Genomic DNA, 12,192 nt, shown 5'->3' with positions numbered 1-12,192 from the left:
GAGTGCCGCTTATGAGTCGCCGCAACACCGAGCTGCTCTTGCTCATCGCCTCGGCGTTCCCCGTCATCCTGCTGTATGCGATGTACGTCCTCACCGCGGGCGCTGCCATCTCCTTTGAGACGCTCGCCGTACCGATCGGCCTCTTTGCCGCCTTTGCCGCGGCCCACATTGCCGTGCGCATCTTGGCGCCCGGTGCCGACCCCGCCATCCTGCCCATCGTATTTATACTTTCGGGCATCGGCATCACGTTCGTGACGCGTCTCGCCCCCGCTCTCGCCATCTCACAGCTCATCATCCTGTTTGTCTCGGTGGCGCTCATGGTGGGAACGCTTGCACTAGTCAAAAACCTCGACGTGGTCATGCGCTACAAGTACACCTTTGGCATCATCGGCATCATCCTGCTGATGCTGCCTATCTTTATCGGCACCACGATCTCGGGCTCCAAGCTGTGGATTCGCATCGCGGGCTTTACCATCCAGCCCGGCGAGTTCGCCAAGGTCTTTATCGTGCTGTTCCTGGCCGGGTACCTGGCCGAGAACCGCGAGCTGCTCTCCATCTCCAACCGCAAGATCTTGGGCTTTAAGATCCCTCGCCTGCGACTGCTACTGCCGTTGTTTGCCGTGTGGGGTGTGTGCCTGCTCGTCGTCGTCTTCGAACGCGACCTGGGTTCGGCCGTGCTGTTCTACACCATCTTCTTGCTGATGCTCTACGTTGCCACGGGGCGCTTTTCGTATGTCGTTATCGGCCTTGCGCTCTTAGCCGTTGGAGCCGTGGGCGCCTACAAGTTCCTGTCGCACGTTCAGGTGCGTTTCCAGGTTTGGGTCGATCCGTTTAAGGACGCCCAGGGTCAGGGCTACCAGATCGTCCAGTCGCTCTTCTCGCTTGCCGATGGCGGTCTGGTCGGTGTTGGCATCGGCAACGGCATGGCCAACAACATCCCTGTCGTCGAGTCCGACTTTATCTTCTCGGCTATCGGCGAGGAGATGGGCCTTTTGGGCGGCGGCGCCGTGCTCATCCTGTTTATGCTCTTTGCCGTGCGTGGCCTCACCACGGCTGCCCGCGCTAAATCCGACCTCGCCGCCTTTAGTGCCACAGGCCTTACGGCCGCCATCAGCTTCCAGGCCTTCTTGATCGTTGGCGGCGTAACCCGCCTGATCCCGCTGACCGGCGTCACCCTGCCCTTTATGAGCCAGGGCGGCTCCTCTCTGCTGGCGAGCTTTATCATCGTCGCGCTCCTGCTGCGCGCCGGTGACGAGGCGACCGGACGCGAGGCCGAGCTTACCGGCACCGGCACCATGGCCGCCATCACCGATGATCAGGTCGCATCTGCCGCCGCCCCGACGGGCACGCGCTTTGCCACCTCGTCTTCCTACGGCAGCGGCAGCCATTCCGTCGGCTCGCGCATGCGCCGTCGCCTGCTCGACACGCCTGAATCCGGTGTGCTCGGCCGCGTTGCTCTTGCCAACCGTCTAACCCGCGCGGTGCTCGCCTTTACGGCGCTGTTCGCCATCCTTATCGGCAACCTCACCTATGTCCAGGTCATTAAGGCCAAGGACTATCAGGACATGCCGACCAACAACCACACCATCGCCCGCTCCAAGTACATCCAGCGCGGCTCCATCATCACGTCCGACGGCGTGACGCTGGCCGAGTCGCTGCAGCAGGAGGACGGCACCTACGTACGCTCCTACCCCAACGGTAACCTGGCAGCTCACGTGGTTGGCTACGTGAGCCAGCAGTATGGCACCACCGCCATCGAGAGCGTCATGAACGACACGCTCACCGGTTCTAAGGACTACTCCAGCTGGAACAATGCCATCGCGTCGCTCGCGGGCCAGACCCAGCCGGGCAACACCGCCAAGCTCACCATCGACTCGCGCATCCAGACGGCTGCTGAGCAGGCACTCAAGGGCTTTAAGGGCGCTGTAGTGGTCATCGACCCGCGTACCGGCGCGGTGCTCGCATGTGCCAGCTCGCCCACCTACGACAACACCAACATCGATGCCCTGCTGCAGACGGGCGGCGGCGAGGACGGCTCCATGTACAATCGCGCCATGGACGCGCTGTACACGCCGGGCTCCACGTTTAAGGTCGTTACGCTTTCCGCGGCACTCGAGACCGGTACCGCCAGCCTGACCAGCACCTACCAGGCGCCCGGCTCCATGGATATCGGCAACGCACCGGTCACCAACTATGCCAACGAGAGCTACGGCACCATCAGCCTGCAGCAGGCCTTTGCCGTGTCCTCCAACGTCGTCTTTGGCCAGGTGGCAAACGAAGTTGGCGCAAACACGCTCGTACAGTTTGCCAACGCCTTTGGCTACGGCCAAAAGCTCGGCCAGGACCTGACCTCCGCGGCCTCCATCATGGCCGACCCGTCGCTCATGACCGAGTGGGAGACTGCCTGGGCCGGCGCCGGCCAGCCTGTCGGCATGGACCACACGCCCGGCCCGCAGACCACCGTCATGCAAAACGCCGTGATTGCCGCCGCCATCGCTAACAGTGGCGTGGTCATGGACCCGTACTTTGTAGCCCAGGTACTCGCCCCGGACGGAACCGTGGTAAAGACCACGCAGTCCCGCTCGCTGGGGCAGGCCGTCAGCTCCGCCACGGCCGACCAGGTCAAGCAGGCCATGCTTGCCGTCGTCCAGTCCGGCACCGGCACCGATGCCCAGATCCCCGGCGTCAAGGTCGCCGGCAAGACCGGCTCGGCCGAGACCGGCGGCACCAACGTCAACTCGATGTTCGTTGGCTTTGCACCTTACGATTCACCCACGGTCGCCATCTCGGTGGCCTTGGAGGATTACGACAAGCATGACGTCAAGGCCGCCAAGATCGCCGGTATCGTCCTGACCGCGGCGCTTGCCGCACAGGGAGCGTGATGCCCATGATCGAATCGGACACCCGAGGCGCGCCGCGGCCTAAGAGTTAGCGGCAACGCGCCACACGGCCCCAGCGGCCACATCGTAGGTACTACACACATCGTTGAGCGAATAGTTATGTTAGGAGCAGGAATGGAACAGAGGGTCCTCGGGGGAAGATACCTCCTCAAGGATAAGGTGGGAACAGGCGGCATGGCGACCGTCTACCGTGCACAGGACCAGGTCCTCGACCGCACGGTAGCCGTCAAGATCATGCTGCCGCAGTATGCTGGCGACGCAACCTTCGCCGCACGCTTTAAGCAGGAGGCCCAGGCAGCAGCCGGTCTCTCCTCCCCCTATATCGTGGGCGTCTACGATTGGGGCAAGGACGGCGACACCTATTACATCGTCATGGAGTACCTGCGCGGCACCGACCTTAAGAGCGGCATCAAGAGCCACGGCGCCCTCGACCCCAAGAAGGTCGCCCAGATCGGCTCGCAGATCAGCTCTGCGCTTTCGGTCGCCCACAAGCACGAGATCATCCACCGCGACATTAAGCCGCAGAACATCATGGTGCTGCCCGACGGCAACATCAAGGTGATGGACTTTGGCATCGCGCGCGCCAAGAACAGCCACCTCACGCAAGACAACAACGTGCTGGGAACCGCCCACTACGTCAGCCCCGAGCAGACCCGCGGTCAGGACCTCGGCCCCACCTCGGATATCTACTCGCTGGGCGTCGTGATGTACGAGTGCGCCACCGGCCGCGTTCCCTTTGACGGTGACGACGCCATCTCGGTCGCACTCAAGCAAGTCAACGAGTTGCCTATTCCGCCGAGCCAGATCAACTCCGGTGTCGACGCCGACCTTGAGCGCATCATCCTCAAGTGCATGGAGAAGGACCCGGCAAACCGCTTCCAGACCGCCGACGAGCTTCGTCAGGTGCTCAACAGCTACCTGTCGGGCCGTGCCGTCAACGTCTCGGAGCCCACGCGCATCATCGGTGCCCCCGGTGAGCTGGGCGCCACCAAGACTCGCGAGCTTTCCGATCAGACGCGCGCCATGGTGCGTCCCGTCTCGGGCGTGAGCGGCCAGAATACCGCCCGTAGCTCGGTTTCGGGCTCCACCGGCTCCTACGAGGTCGAAAAGCCCAAATCCAACAAGAACAAGATCATCGCCGCCGTGGTGGCAGCCGTTGCCGTCATCGGCATCGTGGTGGCCTTTGCCACAGGACTCTTTGGCGGCGAGCAGGTCACCGTGCCCGATGTGCTGGGCAAGGACCAGCAGACTGCCGTCGAGCTGATCAAGGAAGCCGGCCTGGAGGTCGGCACCGTCGACCAGAGCTACAACGACGACGTCGACGAGGGCAAGGTTGCCGAGCAGACCCCCAACGGTAACGCCAAGAAGACCAAGGGCACCAAGGTGAACCTGGTAATCTCCAAGGGCCCCAAGCCCTCCGAAAAGGTTGAGGTTCCCAAACTTGTCGGCCTGACCAAGGACCAAGCAGAAGCCGCACTGGCAAGCGTTGGCCTGAAGGGCAACGCCTCCGAGGAGGCCAACGAGGCTGATGAGGGCCAGGTCTTTGAGCAGGGCACCGAAGCCGGTAAGGAAGTCGCGAAGGGCACGACCATCTCGTACAAGGTCTCGAGCGGCCCGGATACCACGTCCGTCCCCGACCTGACCGACATGACCGAGGCCCAGGCGCGCAACGCCCTCGATATGGCAGGCTTTGGTGTCGACGTGAGCTACCAGGAGAACGACTCGGTTACCGAGGGCACCGTGATCAGCTGGAACCCCAGCGGCAAGCAGAAGCCCGGCGCCACGATTACCGTCGTCATCGCCAAGAAGTCCGGCAAGGCCACCGTCCCGGGCAACCTGTACGGCAAGAGCATTTCCGCCGCCGTTACCGCGCTCAACAACGCCGGTTTCTATAACATTGGCTTCTGTGACCAGAACGGCAATCCCGTAAGCGGTAACGAGGATGCCACCGTTACGGGCGTCTCCCCCACTGGAAAGCAGTCCACCGACAGCACGATTACGCTGACGGTCGCACTTTCTGGCTCCACCTCGGGTGACGATTCCGGCACGACGACTAACTAGTCGACAACCCATCACCTGCAGCGGCTATGGCCGCAAACATATTCGCTCAGAAGCGCCCGCTTGCTCCCCCAGCAAGCGGGCGCTTCGTTTTTGACATGGCATTGAACCAGAAGAACCCGGCACCGTAGCGGTACCGGGCTCGATATTCCTCTGGTGCCCCCGGGCGGATTCGAAAACTCCCCCGCGGGGAAATGAGTGACGCGGGTGTCGACGGCTCGAATCCGCCGACGGCCCCCACAAACCAAAAACGGCGCCGCTCTCGCGACGCCGTCATAATCTTCTGGTGCACCGTTTGCGCATCTCCTCGAACCGAGGTGTGCGCAATCGGCACGATTATCTTCGTTAGGATACCACGAGCGGCCTAGGAAACAACCAGGCGCATGCCGGGATAGATCAGATTCGGGTTTGAGATGCCGTTCTTGGCGGCGAGATCCTGATAGGTCGTGCCGTACTTTGAGGCGATTCCGGAAAGGGTGTCGCCGCTTTGCACCACGTACACCTGCTCGGTTTCGGCCTGCCCGTTGATGACCGCCATAACCTCGTCGTAGCGCGGCCCCAAAACAGCCTTGCGGCGGCTGCCGTTGCCGTAATCGCCCGCCCAGGTCTCAGCGGCCAGATCCTCGGCGGATGCCGTGAGAATGTGGTTCACGAGCGACTGCACCTCCTGGTAGCGGTCGCCCAGCGCGTGCTTGCGGTCGTCGCCGTCTCCGAGCTCGCCAGCGAGCACCTTCGCCGCGAGGTCTGCTGCAGGCGTCTCGTCGATGCCGTGGATAAGCGAGTCGGGATCGCCGTTGGAGCCGCCCACCATGGCCTCCCACTCCGCGCGGGAGATATAGCACTTGTTGATGTCGAGGTTGCCCGCCCAGCCGTCCAAGCGCCCGCAAGAGGAGTACTGGCGGATGGCGCAATCGTAAGCGCCCTCGTGCCACGGCGCGTCCTGGTAGCCAGTGGGATTCATGTCGGCGTACTGCGCCACCCACGTCTTAGCATCGGTGAGGCCCCACGGGAACACGCTCTTGGATGCGTAGATACCGATGCGATCCACGCTCACGCCAAGAAGCTCGGCCAAACGCTCTGCCATGGCCTTGAGGTAGGACGTGTCGCCCCATGCCTTGTTGCCCCGCTCCTCCCAGTCGATGAAGAACGCGGCCTTGCCGACGTAGCCCTTGCAGCGCTCATAGAAGTACTCGGCCTCCGCCTCGGCATCACCTCCGTTGACGTAGTGGTACACGCCGACGAGCTTGCCAAGACCGATCGCCTGCTGGATTTGGCGGTCGCAGTCGGGCGACACGTAGCGCGTGCCCTCGGTAGCCTTGCAGATAACGAAGTCGAACGGGACAGCCGCGAGGTTGATGCCGTTCTGCCAATTGCTGATGTCTATTCCGTTCATTCTATTCAGCGCTCCCTATCGCTATGAAATAAGCCCAATCAACTTGTTCGTACTGCTCGCGGCTCAGCCTCACCACGCCCTCGTAGGGGTCGTGGAAGGTCGCCGCCTCGCCGTCCCATCCGCAAAGCAGGACGATGTGCCCGCCGTAGTTCTTGCCGCCTTCGCGGAGCTGGCCAGTTAGGCTGCAAAACACCATCCAGCCGTCAGCCGCCTCGTCCAAGGCGTCATCGGCGTTGTCGTGGATAGGCGTGTAGCCCAAAGCCTGGTCGTTCGCGTTCATCCAACGGCAGAACTTTTCCATGTCGTTCACGCCGTCCGTGAGGCACGATTCGCCAACGAAGCCCAGCATCTGCGCAGGCGTGCATGCCTGTCCGTAGAGCCATTCCCACGCCATGGCCGCGCACGTGAGGCCGCAGCCGGCAGCAGCCAGGTCTTCGCCCGCATACGAAAGCCCGCCCCAGCGCTCGTCTGCTTGGAGGTAGACGGGCACCTCGGCGGGCTTGTCGAGCGGCTTGTCGTAGATGACGGGCAAAGGCTCTTCCTTCGGCACCTTCGGCACGTTAGAGGCTATAAGCGCCACGTCGGCGAAGGCGGCGAGCAAAGCAAGCAGCGAGATGGCGGCGGCGATGCGCACGAGGCGCTTGCCGCCCATTCCTAGTCGTCCTTCTTCGGAGTGCCCATGGCAAGCAGCGCGTCGAGCCACTTGTCTGTCACGCCGACCGCCTTGAAGGCTGCATATGCCACCTGCACGCCGCCTACCGCGGCGAAGATGGACGTAACCCACGCCGTGGGGTCAGTCGGCATACCCCCGGCCATGGCCGTCAATGCGCCGCACAGCGCCGATACTGCGATGGCCGTCCAGCGGGCGACATTGCCGGTCATCGCCTTCGTCTTGATAGCCTGCACGATATAGGGCACCACGAGGACGGTCAGCACCGTGAGTCCTGCCTGTATATCAGTCATCTTTATCTCCCTGTCTCCTTGTTGTACATGAGGTCGACTCGGTCGTAGATATGGTCGACCTTCTCGGCCATGCCCTGGCTACGCGCCTGGCTGTGGACCAAGTCCGCGTGGAGGACGTCATTTGACGCGACAACCGACTCCATGAGCGTTTTCATTCCTTCAATCAGGGTGTTGCTGCGCTCCATCTGGGCGGCGATGCGCCCCTCCATTTGGGACCGCTCGCGGTCGCGCTGCGCCCTCTCGTCGACTTCGGCCTGCTTGCGCTCCTCGCGCTTCAGGTCGAGCTCGCCCTTCCGCTGGTTTTGGCGTTTGTACTCCTCAAGAAATTGTCTCCCGAAGTAGAACGCAACGAGCGTCAGGAGCACGCCGCCAAGCCAAGCCGGTCCGTAAGGCGCAAAAAGCTTGAGCACTTCCATCCTGGGCGCCCTCCTTCCGCCTATTCGGCCGTGTACTCCTCGCCGGTGATTTCCTTGTACTCGTCGGCGGTGATCCATTTGCACTCGACAGCCTTGTAGACGCGCGCCTTGCTCCAAAGGTCTTTGTCGTAGTACTTCTTGACCTTCGCGAAGTGCTTGGAATGCTCAACGGTTTTCTTCGTAGCCATTACTGGTCACCTCCCACGGTCATGAGCAGGTAGTCGATGTTCGCCGTGTTGGTCTCGGTCTGCGTCGGCTGGGACGCCTGCTCGCGCATCTGTTCGAGCAGCGCCGGGAGGTCGGGCACCTCGCCGTTGGCGTAGGCGGCGAGCGCGGAGGTGTAGGCGAGCTTTCGCGCCTTCCGCTCCACGTACTCGTCATCGTCGATAACGCCCGCGTCGTGCGCCGCGTCGGGGTCGCCGATCTGCGACAGCAAGTCGCGCAGGGCGTTGACCTCGGCCAGGGTGCCGTCTCGAAGCTCGTCGGGGCGCGGCATGTCTTCCTCAGTGTCCATGCGGACTCCTTCCTTATCGGGGAATGTGCCGCCATCGTATTAGCGCCGTGAGATTGCCTGGCCGTTTGGGCGGGCGCGAAGAAAGAAGGCGCGCCGCAGCACGCCTTCGCTGTCTTGGTTATTTCGTTTTCGACCCGTCTAGGCCGCCGTTTTGAGTTGCCGCCCTTCCGCTATGGCGAGGGCGTTCCGCCCGAATCGTCTCTCGGGCTTGATTGCATTGAGCAACCCCCCCCCCCGCGAGATTTTCGAACAGGCTGCGGTACAGCGCGTCCATGGCCAGCACGCTGCGGTGCGCGTCCAAGTGAGCCATGCCGCCGCGCCAGCTCTGGTAGCTCTGCTGCACCTGCTCGGGCGTCATGACCCCCTCGGCCACCATGCGGGCCATCTTCTTCAGCTTGCGTCGCTCGCGCGTGATGGAGTCGCGGCACGGCTTCATGACGATGCGGCCCGTTTCGGTGTAGAAGATGCGCTTCTTCAGCCACGTGAAGCCGCGCGTCAGCTTCACCACGCGGGTCTTGCGCGGGTTCAGCGCGATGCCGAGCTTCGCGCACTCGTGCTCTATCAGCAGAAGGCACACTTGCAGGTACTCCTTGGACTCGTGGATCAGGTAGAAGTCATCCATGTAGCGCCCGTAGGCCTCGGGGCGCAGCATCTCGGCCACGTAGTGGTCGATGCGGTTGGGGTGCGCCACCGCGCATATCTGGTTTGGCTCGCTGCCCAGGCCCAGGCCGACCTCGCCCTGCGCGTCTATCAGGCGGTGCTCAAGGGCGACCACGCGCGGGTCGAGCAGCGCGTCGGCCACCTGCCGCTTGACCGGCTCGTGGGCAATGCGCGCGAAGTAGTCGGAGAAGTCGCCCAGCAGTATGTAGCCCTCGCGCCCATGCCGCCGCCAGTGGTCGGCCAGGTGGCGCTTGAGCAGCTTAAGGGCGTAGTCGGTGCCGCGCCCCTTGATGTTGGCGGAGTTCGCGGATACGAGCGTGGGGACTATCGCGGGCACGAGGGCGTTCTGGGACAGCGACTTCTGCACCACGCGCTCGGGGAAGTGCACTGCACTGATGTGGCGCAGCTTGCCGCGCTCCCACAGGTCGAAGCGGATGAAACCCCGGCATATGTCGCGGCCCTCCAAAAGGTCTTGGCGCGATTTCACGGCGTTTCGCAGGTAGTCCTTCATGTACCGCTGCGTCGAGGCCTTCCACATGACGCCACGCGCGGCCTGCTTGGAGGCCTTGCACAGGCTGTTGAGGTCGGCCACCGTCTCAAGGGTGCACGCCTTGACGCGCTCGGCCTTTGCCTTGGCCCGCTTCTCCTCGCGGCGCTTCCGGCGCGCCGCCCGCCTTTGCTCGGAGTTCACAGAAGGCACCCCGCACGGCTTGCAATGTGGCTCTGACAGCCGCTTGAGGTATGGCCATGAAACGCGGCGAAGCCACGGAGCGCCGCGCCATGCAAGCAGCGTCCGGCCACCCTCGCGGGGTGCGTATTTACGGGCGCATGCCCGACGGTCGCGCCTTCCTTCCTCTCCGCGCTCTGCTTTCGGCCCTGGGGCCTACTCGGTCTGGCAGTAAGGGAATCCGGGGCGGGGGCGAACCCAGACGCCCGTCGCCGAGTAGTAGTTGGCATGGCCGTTGTTGTTGACGTAGCACACGTTGGACGACGAGCCACCCATGACGGAACGCAACCACCAATTGTACCGATAAACAAGGCGCGACCGCCGTCCATTATAGCGAACGCAGGCGCTCTAGCTCGGCCTCGGCCTCGGCTATGCGCTCCTCGGTGGACTTCTTGCCCGTCACGCGCACGTTCTTGCGCGCGCCCTTCAGCAGCCTGATCTCCTCCTCGACCATGGCCGCCAGCTCCTCGAAGCGGTTGGCGTTCACGGGCAGGCCGATATCCATGAGGCACTGCATGTCCAGCATCAGCTGCTCGCAGTCAGCTATGGCCAGCGTCAGGTAGCGTTTCCTCTCCAGCGCGTTGAACGAGGTGTTGGGGTAGAAGCAGTCGGCGCGGTTGACGTTGTACACGATGCTGCGCGCCGTCTCCACGGTCGGCACCGCATTCAGCAGCCGGTAGGCCTTCGGGACCACGGAGGACGACGCCATCAGCTTGTTGACCTCCACGCGGATGGCGATGGCCTGCGTGAAGAACTTGTACTCGGACACCTCGCGGTTGCGCTGGTAGACGCCGCTCACGTGCACCTCCTGGGAATAGCGGCGAAAAAAACGGCCCGCTTCGCGGGCAGGAGGCGACCGCGCAAGGCGGTCGCCTAAAAGCAGAGTATAGAGCACTCGGCTGGCTAGCCGACGAGGAAGCCGGGGCGGGGGCGAACCCAGACGCCCGTCGCCGAGTAGCAGGAGGCATGGCCGTAGTGGCTGACGCAGCACACGCTGGACGACGAGCCACCCATGACGGAACGCAACCACCAAGGGTACCGAGTTCCGTTGATTCGGTGCGCGGTGTCCCTGAACAGGTCCCACTGGCAGTCGAAGCCGACGCTGTAGCCCTTGGTGCCCCACACTGGGCAGCCGTACACCTCCATCTCGGACAGCGAGAACACCTTGCCGATATCCTGCCAGCTCCACGAGTTGGAGTCGTTGAGCGCGCCGCTGGCGCTGTACCGCTCCTCAAGCAGGACGCGCTGGGTCAGCAGGTACTTGGTCAGCCCCTCGGGCAGGCACGCCTCGAAGGCCGTCTCCCACGCCTTGAGGTTGCTGTTGGGGTAGGGGCATTTCTGGTCGGCGGTGCCCTGGTTCGTGTTGGTCGTGTTCCACATCAGGAAGCTGTCGTTGGCCACGCCGGTGACGGTCTTGGCCACGGCGACGGGCGCGGACGCGATGAACGCGATGTGGTGGCCCTTGGCGCTGTCGCCGCACTGGTAGTACGGGTCGAAGTGCGCAAGCAGGAAGCGCACGGACTGCTGGGCCGCCACGTTTGACGCGCTCACGAGCGGCACGTCGATGTAGTCGCCCACGCGCATGCCGCTGAAGTTCGCGGCCTGCACGCGCTTGTGCAGCGCGTCGTAGATGGTGGCGGAGCCGGAGACCTCGCCCGCGAGAAGCGTTGCGAGCGACTGGCCCGGGTACTTGCCGATCAGGCCCTGTCGGTTGTACTCGGCGTTGTTGAGAGCCGTGGTGGCGTTGGTGCGGGCCAGTGAGTCGATGATCTCGTGGCTCACCCCGTTCACGTTAAAGCGCTCGGCGTTTACGTTTGCCATTCGTTTTCCTTTCTATGCGAGCACGATGGTCGTGCCGGATACCGTGCAGGAGGAACCGAGTTTTACGGTTCCGTCCTCGAACGTTGCCTTTGAAGACGGCGCGTACACCGTGCCGTCCATGAACACGAACTTGCCGCTCGACTCAGCGAGCATGTTTGCCAGGATCGCGTTCTGCTCGCGCAGCGCCGCGATGTCCGAATCGCCCGCGCTTCCTTGCGCAACGGAGTTGGCGATCTGCAACGCCTGGTTGGCCGCCGCGTCAGCACGCGATGCCGCGCCGTTTGCCGCCGAGGTCGCGTTGCTCGATGCCTGTTGGTCGGCGATATGCTCGTCATGGCGCTGGCTTTCGGCCTTTTTGCGTTCGATCTCGGCGTTCGATCGGCTCGTCTCGTTGTTCTGGCGCGTGGTTTCGGCATTCTTTCGCGCAGTTTCGTTGTCTTGACGTGTTGTCTCGGCGTTCTTGCGCGACGTCTCGGCGTTCTTGCGCGACGTCTCGTTGTTGCCGCGCTCGGTCTCAGCCGTTTTCCGAGCGTTCTCGTTGGACACGCGCGTTTTCTCGGCCGTTTCAGCGCTTTCCGTCATGGTCTTGCAGTTGGCGGCTGCTGTCTTTGCCTCTTCCGCCGCCTCCACGGCAAGCGTTGACTCGATGCGGTAAATAGAGCCGTCAGTCGTTCTCACGCGGTCGATGTTGCCGTTCTCGTTGAGGACAAACGCCGCGATCTGCGTTTCGTCTGCCATCG

Annotated in this window: 12 protein-coding genes and 1 pseudogene; 2 read left to right on the top strand and 11 right to left on the bottom strand. The window is 63.2% G+C overall.

The window, feature by feature from the left end:
* Window positions 1-11 precede the first annotated feature (11 nt).
* Both HMPREF9463_RS01345 and pknB read left to right on the top strand, forming a co-directional pair.
* On the top strand, window positions 12-2,882 hold the full coding sequence (locus HMPREF9463_RS01345) for an FtsW/RodA/SpoVE family cell cycle protein (protein ID WP_035136730.1): 2,871 nt from the start codon (window positions 12-14) through the stop codon (window positions 2,880-2,882).
* A 132-nt stretch (window positions 2,883-3,014) separates the two neighbouring features.
* Window positions 3,015-4,961, top strand: a complete 1,947-nt coding sequence (gene pknB / locus HMPREF9463_RS01340; protein ID WP_035136729.1) for a Stk1 family PASTA domain-containing Ser/Thr kinase — start codon at window positions 3,015-3,017, stop codon at window positions 4,959-4,961.
* Between the two features lie 361 nt (window positions 4,962-5,322).
* On the opposite strand, the gene HMPREF9463_RS01335 is transcribed toward pknB, so the two are convergent.
* From HMPREF9463_RS01335 to HMPREF9463_RS01290, 11 genes and pseudogenes are all read right to left on the bottom strand, one after another.
* On the bottom strand, window positions 5,323-6,351 hold the full coding sequence (locus HMPREF9463_RS01335) for a GH25 family lysozyme (protein ID WP_035136728.1): 1,029 nt from the start codon (window positions 6,349-6,351) through the stop codon (window positions 5,323-5,325).
* A gap of 1 nt (window position 6,352) precedes the next feature.
* Window positions 6,353-7,003 (bottom strand): C39 family peptidase, encoded by a 651-nt coding sequence (locus HMPREF9463_RS01330; protein WP_035136727.1) that lies wholly within the window; start codon window positions 7,001-7,003, stop codon window positions 6,353-6,355.
* 2 nt (window positions 7,004-7,005) lie between these two features.
* The gene (locus HMPREF9463_RS01325; RefSeq protein WP_035136726.1) at window positions 7,006-7,314 is read right to left on the bottom strand and encodes a hypothetical protein; all 309 of its coding nucleotides are present in this window, start codon (window positions 7,312-7,314) and stop codon (window positions 7,006-7,008) included.
* A 2-nt stretch (window positions 7,315-7,316) separates the two neighbouring features.
* A complete protein-coding gene (locus HMPREF9463_RS01320) occupies window positions 7,317-7,730 on the bottom strand; it encodes a hypothetical protein (protein ID WP_035136725.1) in 414 nt (137 codons plus the stop codon).
* Between the two features lie 20 nt (window positions 7,731-7,750).
* Entirely contained in the window at window positions 7,751-7,918 is a 168-nt protein-coding gene (locus tag HMPREF9463_RS01315; protein WP_035136724.1) for an XkdX family protein, read from the bottom strand.
* Window positions 7,918-8,244, bottom strand: coding sequence for a hypothetical protein (locus HMPREF9463_RS01310; protein WP_035136723.1), 327 nt, complete (start codon window positions 8,242-8,244; stop codon window positions 7,918-7,920). The genes HMPREF9463_RS01315 and HMPREF9463_RS01310 overlap by 1 nt, the downstream gene beginning before the upstream one ends.
* A gap of 118 nt (window positions 8,245-8,362) precedes the next feature.
* A complete protein-coding gene (locus HMPREF9463_RS01305) occupies window positions 8,363-9,595 on the bottom strand; it encodes an RNA-directed DNA polymerase (RefSeq protein ID WP_232219719.1) in 1,233 nt (410 codons plus the stop codon).
* Window positions 9,596-9,787: 192 nt separating this feature from the next.
* Window positions 9,788-9,925 (bottom strand): annotated as a pseudogene (locus tag HMPREF9463_RS11525) (hypothetical protein); the annotation flags it as partial.
* Window positions 9,926-9,959: 34 nt separating this feature from the next.
* A complete protein-coding gene (locus HMPREF9463_RS01300) occupies window positions 9,960-10,430 on the bottom strand; it encodes a hypothetical protein (RefSeq protein WP_035136722.1) in 471 nt (156 codons plus the stop codon).
* Between the two features lie 104 nt (window positions 10,431-10,534).
* On the bottom strand, window positions 10,535-11,452 hold the full coding sequence (locus tag HMPREF9463_RS01295; protein ID WP_035136721.1) for a DUF6273 domain-containing protein: 918 nt from the start codon (window positions 11,450-11,452) through the stop codon (window positions 10,535-10,537).
* Window positions 11,453-11,464: 12 nt separating this feature from the next.
* Window positions 11,465-12,190 (bottom strand): hypothetical protein, encoded by a 726-nt coding sequence (locus HMPREF9463_RS01290; RefSeq protein ID WP_035136720.1) that lies wholly within the window; start codon window positions 12,188-12,190, stop codon window positions 11,465-11,467.
* Window positions 12,191-12,192: the final 2 nt, after the last annotated feature.

Origin of the sequence: Collinsella sp. 4_8_47FAA, assembly GCF_000763055.1 — a bacterium.
Taxonomy (GTDB): domain Bacteria; phylum Actinomycetota; class Coriobacteriia; order Coriobacteriales; family Coriobacteriaceae; genus Collinsella.
The sequence above is the reverse complement of the archived record's forward strand: the minus strand, read 5'-3'. Positions and strand labels throughout refer to the sequence as shown.

Coding starts and splice junctions, on each gene's coding strand:
- HMPREF9463_RS01345 (WP_035136730.1), top strand. CDS start 12: ATGAGTCGCCGCAACACCGAGCTGCTCTTGCTCATCGCCTCGGCGTTC.
- pknB (WP_035136729.1), top strand. CDS start 3,015: ATGGAACAGAGGGTCCTCGGGGGAAGATACCTCCTCAAGGATAAGGTG.
- HMPREF9463_RS01335 (WP_035136728.1), bottom strand. CDS start 6,351: ATGAACGGAATAGACATCAGCAATTGGCAGAACGGCATCAACCTCGCG.
- HMPREF9463_RS01330 (WP_035136727.1), bottom strand. CDS start 7,003: ATGGGCGGCAAGCGCCTCGTGCGCATCGCCGCCGCCATCTCGCTGCTT.
- HMPREF9463_RS01325 (WP_035136726.1), bottom strand. CDS start 7,314: ATGACTGATATACAGGCAGGACTCACGGTGCTGACCGTCCTCGTGGTG.
- HMPREF9463_RS01320 (WP_035136725.1), bottom strand. CDS start 7,730: ATGGAAGTGCTCAAGCTTTTTGCGCCTTACGGACCGGCTTGGCTTGGC.
- HMPREF9463_RS01315 (WP_035136724.1), bottom strand. CDS start 7,918: ATGGCTACGAAGAAAACCGTTGAGCATTCCAAGCACTTCGCGAAGGTC.
- HMPREF9463_RS01310 (WP_035136723.1), bottom strand. CDS start 8,244: ATGGACACTGAGGAAGACATGCCGCGCCCCGACGAGCTTCGAGACGGC.
- HMPREF9463_RS01295 (WP_035136721.1), bottom strand. CDS start 11,452: ATGGCAAACGTAAACGCCGAGCGCTTTAACGTGAACGGGGTGAGCCAC.
- HMPREF9463_RS01290 (WP_035136720.1), bottom strand. CDS start 12,190: ATGGCAGACGAAACGCAGATCGCGGCGTTTGTCCTCAACGAGAACGGC.